Source organism: Brevirhabdus sp. (assembly GCF_052826345.1).
Genome location: NZ_JBRBUA010000093.1, coordinates 1 through 22,551 on the forward strand (window position 1 = coordinate 1; position 22,551 = coordinate 22,551).

General features: G+C 64.8%; 19 protein-coding genes and 1 pseudogene. 10 read left to right on the forward strand and 10 right to left on the reverse strand.

Going from position 1 to position 22,551, the window contains the following annotated elements; genetic code table 11:
* From rimK to ACU0BR_RS10895, 4 genes are all read left to right on the forward strand, one after another.
* The coding region (gene rimK, locus ACU0BR_RS10880; RefSeq protein WP_446156853.1) for a 30S ribosomal protein S6--L-glutamate ligase at positions 1 to 1,076 on the forward strand (1,076 nt) is incomplete at its 5' end.
* Positions 1,077 to 1,143: 67 nt separating this feature from the next.
* Positions 1,144 to 1,509, forward strand: coding sequence for an SUF system Fe-S cluster assembly protein (locus ACU0BR_RS10885; RefSeq protein WP_446156854.1), 366 nt, complete (start codon positions 1,144 to 1,146; stop codon positions 1,507 to 1,509).
* A gap of 75 nt (positions 1,510 to 1,584) precedes the next feature.
* Entirely contained in the window at positions 1,585 to 3,228 is a 1,644-nt protein-coding gene (locus ACU0BR_RS10890; RefSeq protein WP_446156855.1) for a mechanosensitive ion channel family protein, read from the forward strand.
* 85 nt (positions 3,229 to 3,313) lie between these two features.
* Positions 3,314 to 3,694, forward strand: a complete 381-nt coding sequence (locus ACU0BR_RS10895; protein ID WP_446156856.1) for a HesB/IscA family protein — start codon at positions 3,314 to 3,316, stop codon at positions 3,692 to 3,694.
* Positions 3,695 to 3,736: 42 nt separating this feature from the next.
* Here ACU0BR_RS10895 and ACU0BR_RS10900 read toward each other — a convergent pair whose 3' ends face one another.
* Entirely contained in the window at positions 3,737 to 4,687 is a 951-nt protein-coding gene (locus ACU0BR_RS10900) for an isopenicillin N synthase family dioxygenase (protein WP_446156871.1), read from the reverse strand.
* A gap of 169 nt (positions 4,688 to 4,856) precedes the next feature.
* On the opposite strand from ACU0BR_RS10900, the gene tpiA reads away from it, so the two are divergent.
* Together tpiA and ACU0BR_RS10910 are read left to right on the forward strand one after the other, a co-directional pair.
* Positions 4,857 to 5,609: a triose-phosphate isomerase gene (gene tpiA / locus ACU0BR_RS10905; protein WP_446156857.1), complete on the forward strand. Its 753-nt coding sequence runs from the start codon at positions 4,857 to 4,859 to the stop codon at positions 5,607 to 5,609.
* A 13-nt stretch (positions 5,610 to 5,622) separates the two neighbouring features.
* A complete protein-coding gene (locus ACU0BR_RS10910) occupies positions 5,623 to 6,834 on the forward strand; it encodes an NAD(P)/FAD-dependent oxidoreductase (protein ID WP_446156858.1) in 1,212 nt (403 codons plus the stop codon).
* Positions 6,835 to 6,964: 130 nt separating this feature from the next.
* Here ACU0BR_RS10910 and ACU0BR_RS10915 read toward each other — a convergent pair whose 3' ends face one another.
* The 4 genes from ACU0BR_RS10915 to ACU0BR_RS10930 are packed head-to-tail and all read right to left on the reverse strand — an operon-like array spanning position 6,965 to position 11,352.
* On the reverse strand, positions 6,965 to 8,173 hold the full coding sequence (locus tag ACU0BR_RS10915) for a beta-ketoacyl-[acyl-carrier-protein] synthase family protein (protein WP_446156859.1): 1,209 nt from the start codon (positions 8,171 to 8,173) through the stop codon (positions 6,965 to 6,967).
* Entirely contained in the window at positions 8,170 to 8,436 is a 267-nt protein-coding gene (locus ACU0BR_RS10920) for an acyl carrier protein (protein ID WP_446156860.1), read from the reverse strand. The genes ACU0BR_RS10915 and ACU0BR_RS10920 overlap by 4 nt, the downstream gene beginning before the upstream one ends.
* Before the next feature lie 33 nt (positions 8,437 to 8,469).
* On the reverse strand, positions 8,470 to 9,561 hold the full coding sequence (gene lpxD, locus ACU0BR_RS10925; RefSeq protein ID WP_446156861.1) for a UDP-3-O-(3-hydroxymyristoyl)glucosamine N-acyltransferase: 1,092 nt from the start codon (positions 9,559 to 9,561) through the stop codon (positions 8,470 to 8,472).
* Between the two features lie 54 nt (positions 9,562 to 9,615).
* The gene (locus tag ACU0BR_RS10930; RefSeq protein ID WP_446156862.1) at positions 9,616 to 11,352 is read right to left on the reverse strand and encodes a L,D-transpeptidase family protein; all 1,737 of its coding nucleotides are present in this window, start codon (positions 11,350 to 11,352) and stop codon (positions 9,616 to 9,618) included.
* A gap of 322 nt (positions 11,353 to 11,674) precedes the next feature.
* Between ACU0BR_RS10930 and ACU0BR_RS10935 the strand changes: the two genes are divergently transcribed.
* Positions 11,675 to 12,244 carry a YcbK family protein gene (locus ACU0BR_RS10935; protein WP_446156863.1) on the forward strand — a complete coding sequence of 190 codons (570 nt, stop codon included), beginning with the start codon at positions 11,675 to 11,677 and terminating at the stop codon, positions 12,242 to 12,244.
* Between the two features lie 297 nt (positions 12,245 to 12,541).
* Here the strand turns inward: ACU0BR_RS10935 and xylA are convergent.
* Together xylA and ACU0BR_RS10945 are read right to left on the reverse strand one after the other, a co-directional pair.
* Positions 12,542 to 13,852: pseudogene (gene xylA, locus ACU0BR_RS10940) on the reverse strand (xylose isomerase).
* Positions 13,853 to 14,911, reverse strand: a complete 1,059-nt coding sequence (locus ACU0BR_RS10945) for a LacI family DNA-binding transcriptional regulator (RefSeq protein ID WP_446156864.1) — start codon at positions 14,909 to 14,911, stop codon at positions 13,853 to 13,855.
* A 375-nt stretch (positions 14,912 to 15,286) separates the two neighbouring features.
* Here ACU0BR_RS10945 and ACU0BR_RS10950 point away from each other — a divergent pair, with 375 nt between their 5' ends.
* Positions 15,287 to 17,521, forward strand: a complete 2,235-nt coding sequence (locus ACU0BR_RS10950; RefSeq protein WP_446156865.1) for a DEAD/DEAH box helicase — start codon at positions 15,287 to 15,289, stop codon at positions 17,519 to 17,521.
* A gap of 215 nt (positions 17,522 to 17,736) precedes the next feature.
* Positions 17,737 to 18,324 (forward strand): VOC family protein, encoded by a 588-nt coding sequence (locus ACU0BR_RS10955; protein WP_446156866.1) that lies wholly within the window; start codon positions 17,737 to 17,739, stop codon positions 18,322 to 18,324.
* Here ACU0BR_RS10955 and ACU0BR_RS10960 read toward each other — a convergent pair.
* The 3 genes from ACU0BR_RS10960 to ACU0BR_RS10970 form a co-directional block, all read right to left on the reverse strand.
* Complete coding sequence (locus ACU0BR_RS10960; protein WP_446156867.1) at positions 18,321 to 19,076, reverse strand: RlmE family RNA methyltransferase; 756 nt, start codon at positions 19,074 to 19,076, stop codon at positions 18,321 to 18,323. The two genes, ACU0BR_RS10955 and ACU0BR_RS10960, sit on opposite strands and share 4 nt — an antisense overlap.
* 3 nt (positions 19,077 to 19,079) lie before the next feature.
* Positions 19,080 to 20,198 (reverse strand): Ppx/GppA phosphatase family protein, encoded by a 1,119-nt coding sequence (locus tag ACU0BR_RS10965; protein WP_446156868.1) that lies wholly within the window; start codon positions 20,196 to 20,198, stop codon positions 19,080 to 19,082.
* 123 nt (positions 20,199 to 20,321) lie between these two features.
* Complete coding sequence (locus tag ACU0BR_RS10970; protein WP_446156869.1) at positions 20,322 to 21,227, reverse strand: IS1 family transposase; 906 nt, start codon at positions 21,225 to 21,227, stop codon at positions 20,322 to 20,324.
* A gap of 111 nt (positions 21,228 to 21,338) precedes the next feature.
* Here ACU0BR_RS10970 and ACU0BR_RS10975 point away from each other — a divergent pair, with 111 nt between their 5' ends.
* Complete coding sequence (locus tag ACU0BR_RS10975) at positions 21,339 to 22,550, forward strand: nSTAND1 domain-containing NTPase (RefSeq protein WP_446156870.1); 1,212 nt, start codon at positions 21,339 to 21,341, stop codon at positions 22,548 to 22,550.
* The last annotated feature ends 1 nt before the right edge of the window (position 22,551 follow it).

Here is a 22,551-nt window from a genome sequence, read left to right on the forward strand (position 1 = left end):
AAATCACGCTGACCAACCGCGCGACCATGCAATCGCGCATGTTGCTGGGGCGCCAGGCGCTCAAGGATCACATCACCATCGTCGCCACCGACCGCTTCATGCAGCCCGAACTCAGCTACGATGTGTATCACACCGCCAAGATGCGTCACGAGGCACCCAAGCGCGCCCTGCGGATCTGCGTTCTCTCGCGCGAGGATAACTACTCCACCCGCCGCCTTGTCGAAGAAGGCGAAAAGCGCGGTCACTCGGTCGAGGTGATCAACACCACCCGCTGCTACATGGCGATCAACGCCATGGCTCCCGAGGTGCATTACGACGGCAAACGCCTGCCCCGGTTCGATGCCGTGATCCCGCGCATCGGGGCCTCGATCACGCCCTATGGCACCGCCATCATCCGGCAGTTCGAAACCATCGGCACCTATTGCGTGAACCCCTCGGCCGGGATCAGCGCCAGCCGCGACAAGCTCTATGCCCATCAGATCATGGCCCGCGCCAAGATCGGCATGCCCAACACCGCCTTTGCCGCCTCGCCCAAGGATACCGACAATCTGATCGGGGTGGTGGGCACCGCACCGCTGATCGTCAAGCTGCTGGAATCGACCCAGGGCAAGGGCGTCGTGCTGGCCGAGACGAAAAAGGCCGCGCAATCGGTGATCTCGGCCTTTCGCGGGCTGCGCGCGAACTTTCTGGTGCAGGATTTCGTCAAGGAAGCCGCGGGCGAGGACGTGCGCTGTCTGGTGATCGGCTCCAAGGTCGTGGCCGCCATGCGCCGCACCGCCAGCGGCGACGATTTCCGCTCCAACCTGCATCAGGGCGGCACTGCGGGCGCCGTGCGCATCACCAAGGAGGAACGCGAGGTCGCGCTGCGCGCCGCGCGGGCCTTCAACCTGAAGATGGCGGGCGTCGACATGCTGCGCTCCGACGAGGGGCCGAAGGTGCTGGAGGTCAATTCCTCTCCGGGGCTGGAGGGCATCGAGAAGGCCAGCAAGAAGAACATCGCCGCCTTTCTCTATGACGACATCGAAAAACATGCCGTGCCCGCCCCGATGCGCAAGCGCACCGCCAAACCCGCCTGAGCGCGTCCCTTTACGACCGGCGCGTCATTCCTTATATCTTTAGTCGGAAAAGCCACGGAAAAGCGATATGAGCACAGAGGCAGCAGAAAAGATCGAGGGCGCACCGCTGATCAAGCCCTCCTCCACGGACCACCCCTTGCACGAGCAGATCGTGGAAGCGTGCCGGTCGGTCTATGACCCGGAGATCCCGGTGAACATCTTCGATCTCGGTCTGGTCTACACGATCGAGATCAACGCCGAGAACGAGGTGGACGTGATCATGACGCTCACCGCGCCGGGCTGCCCCGTCGCGGGCGAGATGCCGGGTTGGGTCGCCGAGGCGATCGAGCCGCTGCCCGGCGTGAAGACCGTCAACGTCATGCTCACCTGGGAGCCGCCCTGGGGCATGGAGATGATGAGCGACGAGGCGCGGCTGGAACTCGGCTTCATGTAATTTCGGAACTTCTGCCGGTCTGGACGGTTTGCCCCGCAAGCGCGTCAGGAAACACACCGTGCAGAAGGTCGGTCCATGCGGTTCATCGCGGTAATGTTCTTGTGGCTGGGTCTGGCGATCGGCCCGTCTCCCGCCGCAAGCGCAGCCGAGCCGTTCTTCAAGGCCGAAAGCTTCAACGCGGGCCTGCCCGCCGCCCCCGATGATCTGAACCGCTATACGCCGCAGGCGACGATGGAATCGCTGCTGGATCTGGCCGCGAAGGGCGATTTCGCGACCGCCGCCCAGTTGCTCGACCTGCGCCAGATCCCCCGCGACAGGCAGGCGACGCGCGGGCCGGAACTGGCACGCAAGCTCTACGAGATCATCGACCGCAAGATCGTCATCAACTGGGACGATCTGCTGGACCGTCCCGACGGGCTGGATGCCCAGGCCACATCCGACAGCGCCGTCGCCGGACAGCCCCGCCGCTCGCTGGTGCTGTGGCGGCTGGGGTTGGGCGATCGCAGCGTCAGCATCCGCATGAACCGGATCAAGCCCGGCACCGAGGAGCCAGTCTGGGTCTTTTCCCGTCAGCTGGTCGAAAACATCGACGGGCTTTACCGCGAGCATGGGCCCTCGCGGCTGGAGCTGATGCTGCCCGACGCGCTGCGCAAGCACGCCTTCTGGAACATGGTCTGGTGGGAGGTCATCGGCCTGCCGGTCGTGGCGCTGCTGGCGCTGCTGGTCGGATTCACGCTGCACAGGCTCGGCTCCGCGACGGCCCAGCGGGTGCGCAGCAAGCTGGCGACGGATGTGATCAAGGCCACCCGCAGCCCGATGACGCTGGCCGGGGTCACCACCCTCATCGCGATCTTCACGCAGCATATCTTCATCTTTTCCGGCGGGATCGACACGATCCTGTCGCCGCTCATCGCCATCGGCTTCGTCACCGCCGCGCTGATGCTGGTGATCAACGTGGTCGACGCGGTCCTCGACCGGATGGTCGAGCTCGACGACGTCGACCTGGCGGAAATCGGCAAGGACGACCGGCGCAACCTGGCCACGAAGGTCGCCGCGGCGCGCCGCGCGCTCATCGTCATAATCTTTCTGGTGGGCAGCGGGATCGTGCTGGCGGCCGCCGACGTGTTCCGCACCTTCGGCTTTTCGCTGCTGGCCTCCGCCGGGGCGATCACGCTGATCCTGGGCTTCGCCGCGCGCGAGGTGCTGGGCAATATCATGGCCTCGATGCAGATCGCGATCAACCAGTCGGCGCGGATCGGCGACAAGATCCTCTACAAGGATTGGCTGTGCAACGTCGAGCGCATCAACTTCACCTTCGTCCAGCTGCGCGTCTGGACCGGCGAACGCCTGATCGTGCCCGTCTCGGAATTCATCACCGACCCCTTCGAGAACTGGACCATGAAGGAGCCCGAGATCACGCGGCTGATCCGGCTGAAGCTGTCGAACCAAGCCGATGTCGCGGCGTTGCGCGAACGCTTCGTCGAATTGCTCGACACGTTGGAAAGCGGCGAACTGGGCGAGCGCGACAACGCGATGGTCGCCGTCACCGATCACGATGCCTTCGGCCAGGAGGTGACTTTCTGCCTGCCCTGCTCCAACCCCAACACGGCCTGGATGATGGCCTGCGAAATGCGCGAGAAACTGATTGCGGCGATGCGCGAGATGCAATCGGACGAGGCGCCGATCCTGCTCGATTCCAAGCCCGCCAAGGCGGTGTAGCGGAAATCATCTCGCCGCCCGCCCCCGGCTTGAGCAATCGCGCACGACGGATTATATCTGTCTGGTATAGACCAAGGAGAGTTCCATGTTCGCCATTCCCGGCAAGCAAACCGTCAGCATCACCCCGGCGGCCAAGGCACAGATTGCGCGTCTGATGGAAAAGGACGGCACCCAGGGCCTGCGCATCGGCGTCAAGAAAGGCGGCTGCGCGGGCATGGAATACACGATGGACTACGTGTCCGAAATCGATCCCCACGACGAAATCGTGGAGGAAGACGGCGCCCGGGTGCTGATCGCGCCGATGGCGCAGATGTTCCTGTTCGGCACCGAGATCGACTATGAGACTTCGCTGCTCGAAGCGGGCTTCAAGTTCCGCAATCCCAATGTGGTCGACGCCTGCGGTTGCGGCGAATCGATCAAGTTCAAGGATGTCGAGGAACTGGCGGCCGAACGCGGCACGAACTGAACGCGCGCGTCCCCCGCGGGCGAGCGCGGAGCTGTCCGCCCGTCACGGGGCGCGGCCGGGCGCCTGCGCCAGATGCAGATATGTCTCGCTGAAGCGCCGTTGCAGATGATCGCCAGCGAGAATGCGCCTGCCCGAGCCGATCGGCGCCACATTGGTGTCGTGGTTTGGATTGAAGAACAGCGGCACCGAAATACGCTCCTGCGCGCCGCCCACCACGCGGTGCGGCGTGGCCTGCACCCGACCATCGGTCCACATCTCGAGCATCTCGCCGAAATTGATGATGAATTCCCCCGGCGGCGCCGACAGCGGCAGCCAGTCGCCCCTGCCGTCGCCACCTCCCTCGGCCTCGGCCTCGCCCCCCGCCTTGCCCCGCACCTCCAGCCCCGGGCTGCCATCCGAGGCAAGCAGGGTCAGGCAGCCGTAATCGGTATGCGCGCCGATGCCGAAATCGCGCGCCCCCGCCCAGGCGGGGCGTGCGGGATAGAAGTTGCCCCGCAACAGCGCCATCGGGCGCGTGAACTTGTCGTCAAAATAATCTTCGGGCGCACCGATGGCGCGCGCCAGCGCCCGCAGCATCACCAGCGAAAAGGCGCAGGCATCGCGGTAATAGGCCGCGATCGTGTCGCGGAACCCGGACGGCTGCACGGGCCACCTGTTGGGCGCGTAATAGCCCAGGTCAAGCCGCGCCACCGGATCGTCCGCCGAAAGCTCCAGGCCGGAATCGAACACCTCCTTGTAATCGGGGTTGGCGGTGGGATCGACGCGCTCTCCCCGCGGCGCCCCCCAGCCGCGGTTCGACCCGGTCGCGGCCATGTCGATGCGGGCCTTCTCCGTCTCGGGCAGGCGGAAGAACGCGCGATAGCACGCCAAAACCTCGCGCACGCGCTCCGCGCCGATCGGGGTATCGCTGACGGTCAGGAACCCCACCTCCTCCGCAGCCAGGCGGATCTGCGCCATCGTGGCGGCATGATCGGGGTGGCGCGCATCGGCCATCGCGGCGGCGGAAACTCTGGGAATCGTCACAGGCACATTCCGTTCGGGGCTGATATGTGACATCGGGGAAATGCCCCGCGGCTTCAAGTCCCTTGACGGGGCCTGCGGCGGTTGCGATCCGGGTAGGATATAAAAACCGACGACATAATAATGTAGGGAGGGGTCCGGGATGCGCAGGAAACTTGCAGCGGGCAATTGGAAGATGAACGGCACGCGAGAGGATCTGGCCCAGATCGACGCGATGCTGCAGGCTCATGGCGCCTGCCGGTGCGACTTGCTGATCTGCCCCCCGGCGACGCTGGTGCAGGCCGCCTGCGACAGGGCGCGGGGCAGCACCCTGATGATCGGCGGTCAGGACTGTCACGATCAGCCGCAAGGCGCGCATACCGGCGACATCAGCGCCGACATGCTCGCCGACGCGGGCGCGCGCGCGGTGATCCTGGGCCATTCCGAGCGGCGCCAGAACCATGGCGAGCGCAACGAAACCGTCCGCGCCAAGACGGCGCAGGCCTGGCAAGCGGGCCTGATGGCCGTCGTCTGCGTGGGCGAGACCGAGGCCGACCGCGACGCGGCCAATACGCTCGACATCGTCGGCGGCCAGTTGGCGGGTTCGATCCCCGATGCCGCGACCGGCGCCAATCTGGTGGTCGCCTATGAACCCGTCTGGGCCATCGGAACCGGGCGCGTGGCCAGCCTCGACCAGATCGGAGAGGTGCATGATTTCATCCGCGGCCGACTTGAACGCCGCTTCGGCACCGGGGTCGGCCGTTCGGTGCGGCTGCTCTACGGCGGCTCGGTCAAGCCCGACAACGCGGCGCAGATCTTCGGCGTGTCCAACGTCGACGGGGCACTGGTCGGCGGCGCCTCGCTGACGGCGCGGGATTTCTCTCCCATCGTCGCGGCGCTGGACGCTTCCACATGACAGTTCGCGCCGCATGACGCCGCCCGAAGAGCCCTTCGACACCGTGATCCTGGGCGCCGGCGCTGCGGGAATGATGTGCGCTGCGCAGGCCGCATCGCGCGGCGGGCGCGTGCTGGTGCTGGACCGCGCGGCCAACCCCGGCGAAAAGATCCGCATCTCGGGGGGCGGCCGGTGCAACTTCACCAACCTGCACTGCGGCCCGGAAAATTTTCTCTCGGACAACCCGCATTTCGCGAAGTCCGCACTCGCGCGCTTCAGCCAATGGGATTTCATCGCCCTGATGGACGCGCATCGCATCGCCTGGCACGAAAAGGCATTGGGGCAGCTTTTTTGCGACGGCAGCGCGAAACAGGTCGTCGCCATGCTGCGCGAGTTGCTGCACCGGGCCGGGGCCAAGCTGTGGCTGCGCTGCGAGCTGACCGAGATCGCCCAGGCCGTCGGCGGTTTCCGTCTGGACGTCACCCACGAAGGCACGGCGCGGCGGCTGCGCTGCCGGAACTTCGTCGTGGCCTCGGGCGGCAAGTCGATCCCCAAGATGGGCGCAACCGGCCGCGGATACGCCATTGCGGAACAGTTCGGCATCGCGCAGCGGCCGACCCGCCCGGCGCTCGTGCCCTTCGCCTTCACCGACGGCACACTCGATCTGCTGCGGTCGCTGGCGGGGCTGTCGGTCGACGCGGTGGTGCGTACCGGCGACGTCTCCTTCCGCGAAGGCATGCTGTTCACCCACCGCGGGCTGTCGGGCCCGTCCATCCTGCAACTGTCCTCCTACTGGCGCCCGGGTCGGCCGATCCAGCTCGACCTGCTGCCGGGTGGCGATCTGGCCGCGCAGCTGGCCCGGCAGCGCCAGCGCGCAGGCCGGGTGCAGCTCGCGACCGCGCTGACCGAGCTACTGCCCAAAAGGCTGGCGTCCGCGCTGGTCACCGAAAGCGGCCTGAAAGGCAACCTGGCCGATCAGTCCGATGCCGCGCTGACGCAGCTGGCCGAGACCGTCCACAACTGGCAGCTCACCCCCGCGGGGACCGAGGGCTACCGCACCGCCGAGGTCACGGCAGGCGGCATCGACACCGATGCGCTTGACGCGCGCAGCATGCAGGCGCGCAAGGTCGAGGGGCTCTACTTCATCGGAGAGGTCGTCGATGTCACCGGCTGGCTGGGCGGGTTCAACTTCCAATGGGCCTGGTCGTCGGGCTGGGCGGCGGGCACCGCCATCGCCGCGCGTTAGCACGCCGTCCCGCACCGCTCGGCACTCCGCTGCGCCGCCTGACTTCTTCTGGTCGGAAATATCCCCGCCGGAGGCAACCCGCATCCCGCCCGCGTCACCGTTCTATCCGCGCCGCGCCCTCCGCGCGTCCTCAAAACCTGCGCAGCGCCAGCACCGCGTTCAGACCGCCGAAGGCAAAGGAGTTCGACAGCGCGACATCCACGCGCGCCTCTCGCGCCTCGTTGGGGACCACGTCCAGCGCGCATTCGGGGTCCGGCTCCTCATAGCCGATGGTGGGTGGCACGATCCCGTCCCTGAGCGCCATGATGCAGGCCAGAAGCTCCACCGCGCCGGTGCCGCCGATCAGATGGCCGTGCATGGATTTCGTCGAAGAGATCATCAGCCGGTCGGCATGGGGGCCGAACACCTCCGCCACCGCGCTGCATTCGGTCTTGTCGTTGGCGGCGGTGCCGGTGCCATGGGTGTTGATATAGCCCACATCCTCCAGCGCCACGCCCGCATCGGCCACCGCCCCGGCGATGGCCTGCGCCGCGCCGCGCATCGAGGGCATGACGATGTCGGACGCATCGGAATTCATCGCAAATCCGATCACCTCTGCCAGGATCTGCGCGCCGCGCGCACGCGCATGCTCCAGCTCCTCGAAGACGAAGACCGCCGCGCCCTCGCCCTGGACCATCCCGTTGCGGTTGGCCGAAAACGGGCGGCAGGCGTCCTTGGACATCACGCGCAGCCCTTCCCACGCCTTGATCCCGCCAAAGCACAGCATCGCCTCGGCGCCGCCGGTCACCATCACCGGCGCCATGCCCGCGCGGATGAAGTTGAAGGCCTGCCCCATGGCGTGGTTCGACGATGAACAGGCCGTCGCGACGGTAAAGCTGGGGCCGCGCAGATTCCAGGTCATCGACACATGGCTCGCGGCGGCATTGTTCATCAGCTTGGGCACGACGAAGGGATGCACCCTGTTCTTGCCCTCTTCATAGACCGAGCGGTAGTTCTCGTCCCAGGTGTTGACGCCGCCGCCCGCCGTGCCCAGCACGACCCCCGATTTCAGCGACAGCGCGTCGGTGAAGGTCAGCCCCGACTGTTCGATCGCCTCGCGCGCCGCGTGCAGGGTGAACTGCGTGAACCGATCGTAAAGCGCGATCTGCTGACGATTGAACCCGGCCTCGGCGTCATAGCCGCGCACCTGCCCGCCGATGCGGATCGACAGCCGGTCCACATCGCGGATATCGAGCGGTCCGATCCCGCAGCGCCCTTCGCGCAGCGCGTCCTGCGTCTGGGCCACATTGTGGCCCAAAGCGTTGATCGTGCCCTGTCCGGTGATGACGACGCGCTTCATCCCTTCTGATCTGCCACCAGGGATCTCACGGCGCCCACGATGCTGGCGACCGAGCTGATGTCGAAGTCGCTCTTCTCGGGCTCATTCGCGTTGAAGGGCACCTCGATGTCGAATTCCTCCTCGATGGCGAAGATGCTTTCGACCAGCCCCAGGCTGTCGATGCCCAGATCCTCCAGCGTGGAGGTCATGCGCACATCCCCAGGCTCAAGCAGCGCCTGATCCGCGACGATCCTGATCACCCTGTCCTCGACCGTATCCGTCATGCGAAAAATCCCGGCATTTGTCCCAGTGCAGATCTAAGTAGTCGTGTCGGTTTTTGAAACCGCTTTTTGCAGCGCGGCCACCTGCTTGAACAGCCGCGGCAGGCGTCGCAGCGCCTTGTAGCTTTCGACGTGATTTTCCATCTTTACCGCTGGATAGCCCAGCATCACCCGACCGGCGGGCACATTGGCCAACAGCTTGCTGCCGCCGCCCGCAACCACGTCGTCGCCGATGAAGATGTTGTCGACAACGCCCACCTGCCCCGCCAGCACGACACGGTTGCCGACCTTGACCGATCCCGCCAGCCCCGCCAGCCCGCACAGCAGGCAATCCTGCCCGATTTCGCAGTTGTGGCCGACCTGCACCAGGTTGTCGACCTTGGTGCCGTCGCCGATGGTCGTGTCGCGGATGGTGCCGCGGTCGATGGTGCTGTTGGCGCCCACCTCGACCCGGTCGCCGATGCGCACCGCACCCAGCGAATGGATGCGCGTCCAGCTTTGCGCCTTGATGTCGCGCACCTCGCCCATCGCCTCGCGCGCGGATTCGGCGGTCGACTTCTCCGGCGTGACGAAGGAAAACCCGTCGCTGCCCACAACCGCGCCCGGATTGGCGATGAAACCGTTGCCGATGCGCACCCGCGCCCCGATGCGCACGCCGCTGTGCAGCAGCGCATCGTCGCCGATCACCACATCCTCGGCCACGGTGACCTGCGGCGCGATGCGCACATTGGCGCCGATGCGCACGCGCGGGCCCACCACGACCAGCGGGCCGATGGCCGCGCCCACGCCGATCGTGGCGGTGGGATCGATGACGGCGCTGGGGTGAATGCCCGGCGCGATTTCGGGGCCGGGATCCATCAGGCTGGTCAGCCCAGACATCGCGTAGCGCGCGCGCGGCACGAAAATCGCGGCCTCCAGGCCCAGTTCCTGCCAATCCGCCCCTTCCCACAGGATCGCGGCGCGGGCCGCGCCCTGGCGCAGCCCCTCGGCGTATTTCACATCCATCGCCAGGGCGAGGCTGTCGGGGCTGGCCGAACCCGGCTCGGCCGCGCGTTCGATGGTCAGATCGACGTTGCCCTCGGCGCGTGCGCCAAGGGCCGTTGCGATCTGGGCTACCGTATAGGCCATGATGCTTTCCCTTTCCGGCTCCTCGTGGCGGAGCGCATGAAACCGGATCGGGTTTTAGCTTTGAATCCCCGGCAAGACCACCCCGGCGCGCACCAGCGCCGAGAATATCTCCGCGTCCCGCCCGTAGATGTCGCGACGGTAGTTCATCTGCCCGCGCGCGGGCGAAAAGGCCGTGCGATACACAAGATGCACCGGCACCGCGGGCTTCAGGTTCACCCGGGTCTCCCGCTCCGAACGCAGGATGCGCTGGAAATAAGCCTTCTCGTCGGGTTGCTGCGGGCGCAGCAGCGTGTAGGCGAAATCGAAGGGATCGGCGAGCCGCACGCAGCCGTGCGAGAAATCGCGGACCTCGCGCGAGAACAGCGACTTGGCGGGCGTGTCGTGCAGGTAGATCGCGTATTTGTTGGGGAACATGAACTTCACCCGGCCAAGCGCGTTGCTGGGCGACGGCGGCTGCTTCATCCGGAAGGGAAAGTTGCGCGCCGTATAGGCGGAAAAGTTGACGTTGTTGCGGTTTACCGTGCGGCCCGCAGAATCCACCAGCAGCAGATTGCCGACCGCGTTGCGGTTGCGCTTGAGCTTGGGCAGGTATTCCTTCGTCGTGATCGAACGCGGCACATTCCACGTCGGATTGATGACCATATGGGTCATCATGTCGGAGAATTCCGGCGTGCGCCGGTCCGAGGTGTTCTTGCCGATGACGGATCGCGTGGTGAAGCTGACTTTGCCGTCATCGATGACATAGGTGCGGAATTCGGCCAGGTTGACCAGGATGTGCCGCGCGCCCAGCGGCTGGTTCAGCCAGCGCCGCCGCTCCAGCGCGACGAGGATCTGTTCCAGCCTGCGCTCTGGCCCCGCGTTGATTTCATTGATCGTGTTCGGCCCGGCAACGCCGTCGGCCACCAGATCGTGGTCCAGCTGGAACCGCTTCACCGCCTCGCTCAGGGCCTCGTCATAGGTATCGAGCGCCGAGCGGCCGAGATATCCCATGCGCATCATCCGGTTGCGCAGCTCCACGACCTTGGGGCCGCGTTCGCCGGGACGGATCATGCGCGCGGAGACCGCAGGCCCCCAACCGCCCGAGAGCACCGTGTCTTCCAGCACGCGCTTCTCCTTCAGAAGCCGCGCGTATTCGGGATGTTGCGGTGGCAGCCGGCGCAGAAAGGCACGCGGCGCAGCGGCCACGAACTCATCGAGCGTCTTGCGCGGGTCGCGCAGCGCCACCTTGCGCACCATCGTCGCGTCGATGCTGCTTGGCGTCAGAATGCCGGTCTGCATCTCACGCGCGAATTTCAGGAACAACCGGGTGATCTCGACCTCCGCCCGGCCCCGGTCGCGGTCGCCGCGCAGCTGCGCCAGCCGCGCGCGCAGACCGGCCACATCATAGCGCGAGGCGGGCAGCCCGAAGGTCGGCGCCCCTTCGAGCGCTTCGATGAAGCTCGCGAGCCGCTCGCCGTCTTCGCGGCCGGTCCAGATCGGCCGGTAATCGCGGTCGCGGTAAAAGGCCGAAAGCACGGCGTCGCCGCCCACCCCTTCGGCCAGTGCCTGCTTGAAGGCGGTGACGCTCAGCACATGCGCGGCCGGGGCGGTCGGGGACGAGGTGGCCGCCTGCGCCGAATCCGTCACGGGACCGGGCCTGTCGCGAAGGTCGAGCACGACCGCCGCCCCCCCGCCCGCAGGCGGGGTTTCCTGCGCCTGAAGCGGCAGCGCCGACAAAAGCGCGAGCGTCGAAATCGACAGGATCGTCGCCTTGACAGGCCGCCAGCACAGGCCGAAAGTAGCTACATTCATTCCCAAACCTTTTACGACTGAATTGTTGGCGATTTTCTCCTCGATATTGTGAAGACGGCGGAAAACTGTCCATTCACGAAAGAGCAATACGGCCGGACCGTCTGATTTTGGCAACATGTCCGCCGCAGCTTCCCCCCCGGCAAACAAGCGAAATTCCCCCCGAATTGGCAAGATTATGCCGGTTCCCTCGCTTACGAAGAATTTTCGGAATGTGACTATTGGGTCAAAAACACCGCTGTGCCATACAGAATGCACCTAGGGGATTAGGAAACTCAGAGCTGTATCTGAAGCAGCCTGAACACACGAATGGGACACGTGTAATATGGGCAATACTCTTTCGACGACTATCTCTCGGCGTGGAATACTGGGCGCTTTCGCTGCTACGGCAGTGTCCGCGGCACCGGCTTCCGCAGGCGTATTCGGCATCCTTCGCGGCGCGGGCGACATTCGCCGCGTGCGCATGTATTCGGGCCGTACCGGCGAAAGGCTGGACTCGATCTACTGGGTCGAGGGCGAGTACATCAGCGAAGCGTTGAACGAAATCAACCACTTCATGCGCGATTGGCGGACCGACGATGTGGTCCGCATGGATCCGCGCAATGTCGATATCCTGGCCGCGGCCTGGAACCTGATGGATGTGAACGAACCCTACATGCTGCTGTCGGGCTATCGTTCGCCGAAGACCAACGCGATGCTGCGCTCCAGAAGCTCCGGCGTCGCGAAGAATTCCCTTCACCTGAAGGGATGGGCAGCAGACGTGCGGCTTGACAGCCGCTCTGTCGGGCAGATGGCGCGCGCAGCCAAGGCGTGCAAGGCGGGCGGCGTGGGTCGTTATTCCCGCTCCAACTTTGTCCATATGGATTGCGGCCGCGTCCGCAGTTGGGGCAGCTGAACCGCACGCGGCAAAATCCGCCAAGAACAACGGTTGCAGGCCTCCCTTCCCTAGGCGCCTGCTCAGACCCCGGCTTTCGCCGGGGTTTTTTTATGCTCCCATCACGGGTCGGCGGTCCCCGCGGGCCGTCGCGGGCGCCTGCGCACATTTTTCGCTCCGCAGAGACAGGGCCATCCGCATGTGCGCCGGGCGGGCGGCCCTCCGCTCACGCGGCAGCCCTCCGCGCCCGGCCGAACGCGCGCCGGTCTTGGCCCGGCGGGGCGCTCTTGAGGGGCCCCTTGGCGGGGCGCGGCCGGATCAGACGTATCGGTTCACGATGTTTTCCAGCTTTTCCTGCTGGCCCGACCGTGGCTGCGGGTCGATCGCTTCGGCCTCTGCCCGGTCGGCGATTCCCTCCAGCGTGGCGCCTTCGGCCAGCATAGCGCGGGCGCCGTCGCTGTCCCATTTGGCATAGCGCGCGCGGCGCGGCGCCTCAAGCACGTCATCCTCCAGCATCCGCGCCGCCGCCTTGAGGCCCCTCGCGCAGATATCCATGCCGCCGACATGCGCCGCAATCAAATCCTCGGCATCCAGCGACTGGCGCCGCAGCTTGGCGTCGAAATTCGTGCCGCCGGTGGTGAATCCGCCCGCCTTCAGCACCTCGTAATAGGCGAGCGCGACCTCCGGCGCGTTGTTGGGGAACTGATCGGTATCCCAGCCTGACTGGTAGTCGTTGCGGTTCATGTCGATCGAGCCGAAAATGCCGAGGTTGCGCGCCATCGCAAGCTCATGCTCGAAGCTGTGCCCGGCCAGAATCGCATGGCCCTGCTAGATGTTCACCTTGACCTCGCCTTCAAGACCGTAGCGCTTGAGAAAGCCGTAAACAGTCGCGACATCATAGTCGTATTGATGTTTCGTCGGCTCCTGCGGCTTCGGCTCGATCAGAATTGCGCCCTCGAAGCCGATCTTGTGCTTGTAGTCGACCACCATCGACAGGAAGCGGCCCATCTGGTCCATTTCCCGCCCCAGATCGGTGTTGAGCAGCGTCTCATAGCCTTCGCGCCCGCCCCACAACACGTAGTTCTCACCGCCAAGACGCCGTGTCACATCCATGCAGGCACGCACCGTCGAGGCGCAATAGGCAAAGACATCCGGGTCCGGGTTGGTGGAGGCGCCCGACATGTAGCGCCGATTGGAAAACAGATTGGCCGTGCCCCACAAAAGCTTTACGCCGGTTTCCTCCATCTTGCGCTCAAGATGATCGGCGATTTCGTTCAGCCGCGCATGGCTTTCGCGCAGGCTGGATCCTTCGGGGCGCACATCGTGGTCGTGAAAGCAGAAATAGGGCACGCCCAGGATGCGGAACATTTCAAAGGCGGCATCGGCCTTTTCGCGCGCCAGATCCATCGTGTCGCCCGGAAACCAGGGCCGCAGAAAGGTCTGGCCGCCGAAGGGATCGCTGCCGTCCCAGACGAAATTATGCCAGTAACATGCCGCGAACCGCAGGTGTTCGGCCATCGGTCGGCCCATCAGAATGGCATCCGCATCATAGTGGCGGAAGGCCAGCGGATTGTCGCTGCTCTCGCCCTCATAGGCGATCTTGGGAATATCGGCGAAGTAATTGGACATTTACACGTTCTCTCGCACAAAAATGTTAAGGTTGATGTCGCCCGCCCCAGGGGCCAGCGGCCGGTTGTCACTGAGATCCTTCAGGATGGTGATCGCGCGCTCGATCTCGCGCGGGGGGTTCTGGTCGATGACCAGATCGATCAGCCCCCGCCGCAGCCCCTGGCGGGACGCCTCGGTCAGCTCATGAACCGCGGTGACGGGCAGATCGGCGTCAGGCCCCGCGCCTGAGTCCGCGCTCGGGCCAGCGTCAGCGTCAGCGTCAAGCGCCTGGATCAGGCCGCGCTGCCCCGCACCCGTCGCATAAAGCCCGACCAGCGGACCCTCTGCCCGCGCGGCGCGCACCGCTTTTTCCACCCGATCCGCATCGTCGAGCCCTTCGACCACGGCCGTAAGCTCCAGCGCGGGAAACCGGGCGTGCATCACGGCGCGGAACCCCATCATCCGCTCCATGTGGTCGCGTGCACCAAGCGATCCGGCCAGCATCAGCACCCGCCCCGGCCGCGCGCCGATGAACCGGCCCATGATGCCCGCCGCAGTGCGGCCCGCCATGACGTTGTCGACGCCGACGAAAACGCTGCGCCCGCTGCGCGGCAGGTCCGCCACCAGGGTGATCACCCGCACGCCCGCGGCGCAAAGCCTGTCGACCTGCTCGGCCACCTCGGGCGATTCGCTCGCCATGACCGCGACCCCATCCGCATTGCCCGCGTCGATCTCCGCCAGCGCCTCGGCCTGGCGCGCGGCATCGAAGGGTTTTGAGGTACGCACCTCCAGAATGATGCGCTCCTCGCGCAGATGGTCCTGCTGACGGGCGATCGCCTCCCGCAGCGCGGCGACAAAGGCCGAGGCGGTGTCCGGCAACAGGAAGACGAAGCGATAGATCCGGCGGCGCGACAGGTTGGCGGCGGTACTGTCGCGAACGTAGCCGGTGAATTCAACAGCCTCTTCGACCTTGCGGATCGATTTTGCCGATACGCCGCCGCGCTTGTTCAGCACCCGGTCCACGGTGGCCAGGCTGACCCGTGCGGCTTTGGCGACATCATGTACGGTAGGTCTGCTCATCGGCTCTCCTTGCCTGCCTAGCTGGCAGAGGAGTTGAGGTACGTCAATCATCTTTGCTCTGGAAACCGTTCGAAACCAATGATGCCGAGGGCCCGGGCACCCGAAGCGTGCCGCGCGACGCCGCCCTGCGCGATGCCCCGCCGCGCGCCGTGGCGCCGACCTTCCTGTGGAGCAATGCGCCATTTTTGCCCTATACATTCGGGCCATGGCGGCATAGGTGCAGGTCTTTCCGGTTTTCCGGCCCTGCCCCGGCCGCATCACGACATCACGCGGGCGCGCTGCGGCCCGCCCGCGCAACATGATCCCGTGCCGACCGCCCCCCGTGCCGACCGCCCCCGTACCAACTGCCCCCGTACCAACTGACAGAGACGCCCCATGATCCCCACGCTTTCCGCCGCGCTTGAAAACCGTGGATATTCGACCCTGACGCAGGTGCAGCAGGCCGTCGCCGACCCCGCCTTGACCCAGGCCGATCTGCTGGTGTCCGCGCAGACCGGATCGGGCAAGACGGTCGCCTTCGGCCTGGCCATCGCCCCCACGATCCTGGACGGCGCCGAACGGTTCGAGGCCCCCGCCAATCCCCTGGCACTGATCATCGCCCCCACGCGTGAGCTGGCGTTGCAGGTGGCGCGCGAATTGGGATGGCTTTACGCGCAGACGGGCGCTGTCGTGACCACCTGTGTGGGCGGCATGGACATGCGCGACGAACGGCGCGCGCTGTCGCGCGGGGCGCATCTCGTGGTGGGCACGCCGGGCCGCCTGCGCGACCATATCGAGCGCAGCTCGCTCGACATGAGCGATCTGGCGGCGGTGGTGCTGGACGAAGCCGACGAAATGCTGGATCTGGGCTTTCGCGAGGATCTGGAACTGATCCTGGGCGCCGCGCCCGAAAGCCGTCGCACGCTGATGTTTTCGGCCACGGTGCCGAAATCCATCGCGGCGCTGTCGAAAAGCTATCTGCGCGACGCCGTGCGCATCACGACCCAGGCCGAGCAGTCGCAGCATGTCGATATCGAATATCGCGCGTTTTCCGTGGCCTCGCCGGACCCTGAAAAGGCGATCATCAACCTGTTGCGCTTTTACGAGGCCGAAAACGCGCTGGTGTTCTGCAACACGCGCGCGATGGTCAACCGGCTGACATCGCGGTTTTCCAATCGCGGCTTTGCCGTCGTCGCCCTGTCGGGCGAGCTGAGCCAGGCCGAGCGCAGCCATGCCTTGCAAGCGATGCGCGACGGGCGCGCGCGGGTCTGCGTGGCGACCGACGTGGCGGCGCGCGGCATCGACCTGCCGAACCTGGAGCTGGTGATCCACGCCGAACTGCCCTCGAACTCGGAAACCCTGCTGCACCGTTCGGGCCGCACGGGCCGCGCCGGGCGCAAGGGCGTCAGCGCGCTGGTGGTGCCGATGAAAGGGCGCAACAAGGCCGACCGCCTGCTGAAGTTTGCCAAGATCGACGCGGAATGGTCCGCCCCCCCCTCTGCCGAAGAGGTCTTGCAGCGCGATGAGGAACGGTTTCTCTCTGACCCGCTGTGGACCGATGCGCAAACCAAGCGCGAGGCCGCGCTGGCGGCGACGCTGGGGCGGACCTTCGACGCCGACCAGCTGGCGCTGGCCTGTGCGCGGCTTTTTGCGCGCGGCCGCTCCGCCCCCGAAGAGCTGGCCGCGCCCTCGGCATCGCCCAAGGGCGAGCGGCGCGAATTCGGCCCGAGCAAGTGGTTTTCGCTGTCCGTCGGCCAGAACGACCGCGCCGAGGCCCGCTGGATCCTGCCGATGATCTGCCGCGCCGCCGACATCAGCCGCGACGACATCGGCGCGATCCGGGTGCGCGACAGCGAAACCTTTGTAGAGCTGTCGCAGGACGCCGCCATGCCGCTGATCGCGGGAATGGGCGAGGCGATGGAGCTGGAACGCGGCGCCGTGTTGCGCCCGCTGGCCAATGCGCCCGATCTGGGGCCCGAGCGCCCCAAGCGCGACAGACCCGCAAGCGGACCCGCGGGCAAGCCCGCAAAGCCCAAAGGCAAGTGGAGCCCCGACAAGGGCCCGCAGGACCGCAACGACGCGCCCTTCAAGCCCGCCCCGTCAGGCAAGGAAGGCTTTGTGAAAAAGCCCTACGACAAGAAAAAAGACGCCTATAAAAAGGGGGCCGAGGATCCCAAGGGCCCGCGCAAGGAGTTTGGCGGCAAGCCCAGGGGCGACGCCAAGCCCGATTGGAAAAAGAAAAAGCACGACGGCGCGGGCGATTTTGCCGAGCGCCCGGCCCGCCCCCGCAAGGATGCGGCCGAGCGTGTGCCCGATGCCACGACCTCCGCGCCCAAGGCGGCCCCCAAAACGGCCCCTAAAACGGGCACCGCGCCTTCGGGCCGCGACTGGACCCGCACCGACGTGGGCCGCAAATCCCCCGCCGCGAGGCCCGAACGTGCGGGCGGCAAGCCCTACGGCAAGGACAAGCCCGGCGAAGGCGGCTTCAAGGCGCGCAAGGCCGAGGGCGGCAAGCCGGGGTTCAAGCCGAAGGGCAAACCCGGCGGGCCCGCCAAGGGCAAACCCGGAGGCTTCAGCAAGCCCGGCGGCAAGGGCGGCTCTGCCGTTCCCAGAAAGCGCCCGCGCGACTGATGCGGGTTTCCCGGCCCTGATCCGGCGGCGCTGACGCGCCTGCACCGGCTACGCTTCAAGGGCACCCTGCACGAGCACCCTGCACGGGCACCCTGCACGGGCACCCTGCACGGGCACCCTGCATAGGCGCACGCAAAATCCGTTGGCCTGCCGCCTGCCGCAGCCTACTCTTGCCCTGCCCCTTCGACGGGCGAGGCAAGCGGAAGGGGCCGGACATGAGAAAGCTGCAAACCCAGGGCGTCCACCACATCACCCTCGTGGGCGCGGATCGACAGACCTCTATCGATTTCTGGGAAGGGGTGCTCGGCATGCCCTTCGTCTTCGATCAGCCCAACCTGGATGCCGAGGAAGAGGGTCACCTCTATTTCGATCCGGGCGACGGCCGATTGATTACCGTCTTCACCAACGAGCACCGCAAGCCGCGCGGCAGGCGCACATCGACCGAACCGGGGGCGGTGCATCATCTGGCCTTTGCCGTTTCGAACGCGACCTTTCGCCAGACCGTCGAACGCCTGGATGAGCGCGGCATCCGCCATTCCGGGCCGAAGGATCGCGGCTTCATGGATTCGATCTATTTTCAGGATCCGATGGGCCTGCTGATCGAGCTGGCCTGCTATAGGTTCGAGCCGCCCGCCGGTTGCACATATGCCGACGTCATGATCGCCGCGCATGAAATACGTGTGGCGCGCGGCGATCATCATATCGAGCCGGTGCACCTGGCCGATGCCATCGAACAGCTTGTCGCGCAAAGGCAGCGCACGCTGTCGCCCGGCCGCGCGCCCGCCGACCCCTACCGGCGTTAGCCCCCACCGTCGTCTTCGTCGCCTTCGTCGCCTTCGGGGTCGGCGCCGCGGAATCCCGTCGCGACCACGAATTTTTCCGAGCTGTCGGACCGGCTTGACGGCGGCTTGACGTTGGCGACCTTGGTGAACTTCTGCTTCAGCAGCTTTTGCAGATCGCCCTCGGCGCCGCCGGCCAGAACCTTGGCGACGAAGGTGCCGCCCTCTTCCAGCACGTCAAAGGCGAAATAAGCGGCGGCCTCCCCCAGGGCGATGATGCGCAGATGGTCGGTCTGCTTGTGCCCCGACGAGGCCGCCGCCATGTCGCTGATCACCACGTCGGCCTTGCCGCCCAGCCAGGCCTTGACCTGATCGTCGGCCCCCTCGCCCATGAAATCGAGCTGGTGCAGCTGTGCCCCGGCGATCGGTTCGACCTCTTGCAGATCGACGCCCAGGACGCTGCCCACCTTTTTGCCGGGGCGCTCGGCCAGCGCGTTCACCCGCTTGACCGCCACCTGGCACCAGCCGCCGGGCGCGCAGCCCAGATCGACCACCCGCGCGCCGGGCACCAGGAAATGATACTTCTCGTCCAGATCCAGGATCTTGAAGGCCGCGCGCCCGCGATAGCCCTCGGCCTGCGCGCGCTTGACGTAGGGGTCGTTCAACTGCCGCTCCAGCCACAGCTTGGACGAAAGACGCCGCCCGCGTGCGGTCTTTACCTTCACCCTCAGGTCGCGCTGCCCGCGACCGGATGTATTTCCGGGCTTTTTTGCCATGTCTCAGAACGGTCCGTCTTCCAATACGCCATCGGCGCTCATCTGCGCGTAGAGCAGCCCCTCGCGCAAGCCCCTGTCGGCCACCGAAAGCCGATCGGTGGGCCAAACGCGCAGCAAGGCCTGCAAGATCGCGGCCCCCGACATGATCAGCGCGTGCCGGTCGCGCCCGATGCGCGCATCGCGGCGGCGGCCATCGGGGCCCATCGCCAGATAATCCTGGATCACCCCGTCGATCTGGTCCGAGGTCATGCGCAGCCCGTCGACCTTGTTGCGGTCGTAACGCTTCAACTGCAGATGGCTTGCCGCAACCGTGGTGACCGTGCCCGAGGTGCCGATGATCTGAAACCCCTCGCGCACGCCGTCGGCATCGCGGTAGGGCGAGAAACTGGCCAGGTTTTCCTCGAAAAACCAGCTCATCAGCGCAAAGCGGGCGGCGTCGTCTTCGACGTCCATGAACTGATCCTTCAGGGTCGCCACGCCCAGCGGCACGGAAATCCAGTCCACGACCTTGGCGCCGGGCAACATGCTGTCGCCCGCGTTGAACCCGGTGTGCAGCCGCATGATCGCACGCGGCCTGTCGACGCGCGGCACCCGGCTGATGTCGATCCACACCAGTTCGGTCGAGCCGCCGCCGATGTCCATCACCAGCAACTGTTCGGTCTTCATCGAGACCAGCGGCGCGCAGGACACCACCGCCAGACGGGCCTCTTCCTCGGGCTTGATGATGTCCAGCTGCAACCGGGTTTCACGCTCGACCAGTTGGATGAACTCGGGCGCGTTGGTGGCGCGGCGGCAGGCTTCGGTGGCGACGAGGCGTATCCGCCGGACCTGATGGCGCATCAGCTTTTTCTGGCAGATCTTCAACGCGCCGATCGCGCGCGCCATCGAGGCACGCGACAATCGGCCGGAGGCCTCCAGCCCGTAGCCGAGTTGCACGGATTTGGAGAAGCTGTCGACCACATGCAATTGTGTGCCCTTGGGCTGGGCGATAAGCATTCTGCAACTGTTCGTTCCCAGATCCAGGGCTGCGTAAAGGTCAGCCGGATCCGGTTTGATCTTCGGCGCGTCGCGCTCGACCGGTGTCGGGAACGAGCCCGCGCCAGCGGGTCGTCGGGGTGCCATCTGGGGCTCCAATCTGGTGTTGATCCGACAGTATGCGCTCGCCCCGCGGCGCGCAAGCGCCGAGCGCCGCGCCGCGCGGAAGTCTGCGGCGCGGCGCGCGGCGGGTGCGCAACCGGTAGTGGGTCAGTTTGAAATATCTTTTTTCGCGCGGGGTTTGTAGGGGCCGCGCTTCTTGGGCGCGGCTTCCGTTTCGGCCTTCTCGACCAGCGCCACGATATCATCCACCGTCCACGGGCTGGCGACCAGGTTAGCGGCCATCGCTGGCGTCACGCGCAGTGTCTTGTGGATGCGACAGTAGTTGTAGTGCATGAAATGTAGCGCGACCGCGTAGGCGTGGTTCTCGGCTTTCTTGCTGAAAGCGTTGGTCAGACGCGTGAAGCGGCGCATACCCATACGCATTGTCAGGTTCTGGCGCTCGATATGGCTGGTGCCGACCTGATCCATATCAGGCTTGCCGAAGATCGCTTCCTTCTTCGCTCCCGTGCATTCGGCGGGGGAATACTTGCGCTCATGGCCCTTCTGGCCCGTCAGGTCGCCGTACTGTTTGATCAGCATGGCGTAGTCTACGTCACCGGAGAAAGCGTCAGTGACCGCCTTGAGATATCCACCATGGCCGTCCGTGGTCAGTTGGACGCGGGTGGCGAGACGTGAGGCTAGATCGAACATGAATTCCCGCGCCGTTGCAGCCGAGCGGTCGCCTACGGTGTAGGAGATCATCAGCTTGCTGTCGCGGTCCATCGCGGTCCACGTCCAGATATCGCCAGCATCTGCAGGAGCGGCTTTCGCGCCCTTCACGTTGCGCTCTTTGGCATAGCAGAAGGCCCAGATTTCATCTGCCTGAACATGCTTGGCCCCGACGCCCTTCACGTTCTCATCGTGATACTTGGCGCAAGCTTTGCCCGCGTCCTCAAGTAGCTTTGAGACGGTGTTTTTGGACACGTCAGCGATGCGTGATGTTGCGCGGATGCTGTTGCCCTCCACCAGAAGGCGGATGATCAGGGCGCGGGTTTTGGTGTCCAACTTGTTCATGCCCTGAATATAATTTCAAACTGACCTATAGTCAAGCATATTAATGCTAGTTGATTTCCTTAGCTGGGGCTCATACTGTTAATTAATAGTAGTAGCTGGGAATGGGCGGGCATGCAGTTGAACTTCGATCATTTGTTGAGCGGAAACTTCACCCCGTCGTCGGATGGAGACTGGGACTTTTTGCGTGCAGCTGCGCAGAACCTTTTCAAACCCAAGACACCAGTTGACGACGACAAGCTGTTCGCGGGGCGCATCGGCCAAATCAACGACCTTCTCGATGTAGTGTATGAACCTGGGGGCCACGCCATCATTTTCGGAGAAAGAGGCGTTGGGAAAACGTCACTGGCCAAAATCATCGAGAAAAAAATTGCACCCGTCATACCGAACATCAACGTGCCAGAGCCGATCTCTTGCATGACTGGTGATGATTTCTACAAGATATGGGGCAACGCCTTCAACAACTACCAAGCAGGCGAGACTACACCAGCTCAACACTTCGCGAATGTGGGGAATCCATATGAAGTCATAAACGCTTTGAACGACCTCTCTCAAAACAAGATGCATATTTTCATTTTCGACGAATTTGATCGGGTGGATGACGACACGACCTACCACCTTATGGCAGACATGCTGAAACATTTATCGAACAACCCCAACAGAGTGACAATCATCATTGTCGGCGTCGGCGATACTCTTCTTGATCTCTTTGGAAAGCATGAGTCAATTGTTAGATGCTGCGAGCAAATCAAGATGCCCCGCATGTCAGATGCAGAGTGCCGAGAGATTATTGACGAAAGAATACCTCGCATCGGCTTCACGATAGACAAAGAGGTGACAGAGAAAATTATTAAACTGTCTCAAGGGCTTCCTGGATATGTCCATCTATTGGGTCAGCTCGCCCTTAAAAACGCAATCAACAACCGACGCACAGACATCGGCGGTGACGACCTAAAGATCGCTTTGTCGCAAGCGTTATCCAAGGCCGACCATAAAGCCCGTTCAGACTATTACAAGGCGATAAGCAGTAGCGCATCTGACAATAAGTACAAAGAAGTGCTGCTTGCTTGTGCCCTGGCTGAAAGCAACGAGATGGGCTATTTTTTCGCAGGAAGCGTAAGAGACCCGTACTCTAAGATTCGCGGAAAACCAATGGACATACCGAACTACTCGACCAATCTAAGCAACCTTTGCGCAGACGAACGTGGCCCAGCTCTAATCAAGACAGGGAAGCCGAAGCGGTATCAGTATCGGTTCGCCAACCCTTTGGTACAGCCCCTGGCAATAATGATTGGGGCAGACGAAGGCTTAACCCCCCTCGACTGAA

Bases quoted from the DNA above. Each gene is read 5' to 3' on its own strand.
- ACU0BR_RS10885 (WP_446156854.1), top strand. From the start codon at position 1,144: ATGAGCACAGAGGCAGCAGAAAAGATCGAGGGCGCACCGCTGATCAAG.
- ACU0BR_RS10890 (WP_446156855.1), top strand. From the start codon at position 1,585: ATGCGGTTCATCGCGGTAATGTTCTTGTGGCTGGGTCTGGCGATCGGC.
- ACU0BR_RS10895 (WP_446156856.1), top strand. From the start codon at position 3,314: ATGTTCGCCATTCCCGGCAAGCAAACCGTCAGCATCACCCCGGCGGCC.
- ACU0BR_RS10900 (WP_446156871.1), bottom strand. From the start codon at position 4,687: ATGGCCGATGCGCGCCACCCCGATCATGCCGCCACGATGGCGCAGATC.
- tpiA (WP_446156857.1), top strand. From the start codon at position 4,857: ATGCGCAGGAAACTTGCAGCGGGCAATTGGAAGATGAACGGCACGCGA.
- ACU0BR_RS10910 (WP_446156858.1), top strand. From the start codon at position 5,623: ATGACGCCGCCCGAAGAGCCCTTCGACACCGTGATCCTGGGCGCCGGC.
- ACU0BR_RS10915 (WP_446156859.1), bottom strand. From the start codon at position 8,173: ATGAAGCGCGTCGTCATCACCGGACAGGGCACGATCAACGCTTTGGGC.
- ACU0BR_RS10920 (WP_446156860.1), bottom strand. From the start codon at position 8,436: ATGACGGATACGGTCGAGGACAGGGTGATCAGGATCGTCGCGGATCAG.
- lpxD (WP_446156861.1), bottom strand. From the start codon at position 9,561: ATGGCCTATACGGTAGCCCAGATCGCAACGGCCCTTGGCGCACGCGCC.
- ACU0BR_RS10930 (WP_446156862.1), bottom strand. From the start codon at position 11,352: ATGAATGTAGCTACTTTCGGCCTGTGCTGGCGGCCTGTCAAGGCGACG.
- ACU0BR_RS10935 (WP_446156863.1), top strand. From the start codon at position 11,675: ATGGGCAATACTCTTTCGACGACTATCTCTCGGCGTGGAATACTGGGC.
- ACU0BR_RS10945 (WP_446156864.1), bottom strand. From the start codon at position 14,911: ATGAGCAGACCTACCGTACATGATGTCGCCAAAGCCGCACGGGTCAGC.
- ACU0BR_RS10950 (WP_446156865.1), top strand. From the start codon at position 15,287: ATGATCCCCACGCTTTCCGCCGCGCTTGAAAACCGTGGATATTCGACC.
- ACU0BR_RS10955 (WP_446156866.1), top strand. From the start codon at position 17,737: ATGAGAAAGCTGCAAACCCAGGGCGTCCACCACATCACCCTCGTGGGC.
- ACU0BR_RS10960 (WP_446156867.1), bottom strand. From the start codon at position 19,076: ATGGCAAAAAAGCCCGGAAATACATCCGGTCGCGGGCAGCGCGACCTG.
- ACU0BR_RS10965 (WP_446156868.1), bottom strand. From the start codon at position 20,198: ATGGCACCCCGACGACCCGCTGGCGCGGGCTCGTTCCCGACACCGGTC.
- ACU0BR_RS10970 (WP_446156869.1), bottom strand. From the start codon at position 21,227: ATGAACAAGTTGGACACCAAAACCCGCGCCCTGATCATCCGCCTTCTG.
- ACU0BR_RS10975 (WP_446156870.1), top strand. From the start codon at position 21,339: ATGCAGTTGAACTTCGATCATTTGTTGAGCGGAAACTTCACCCCGTCG.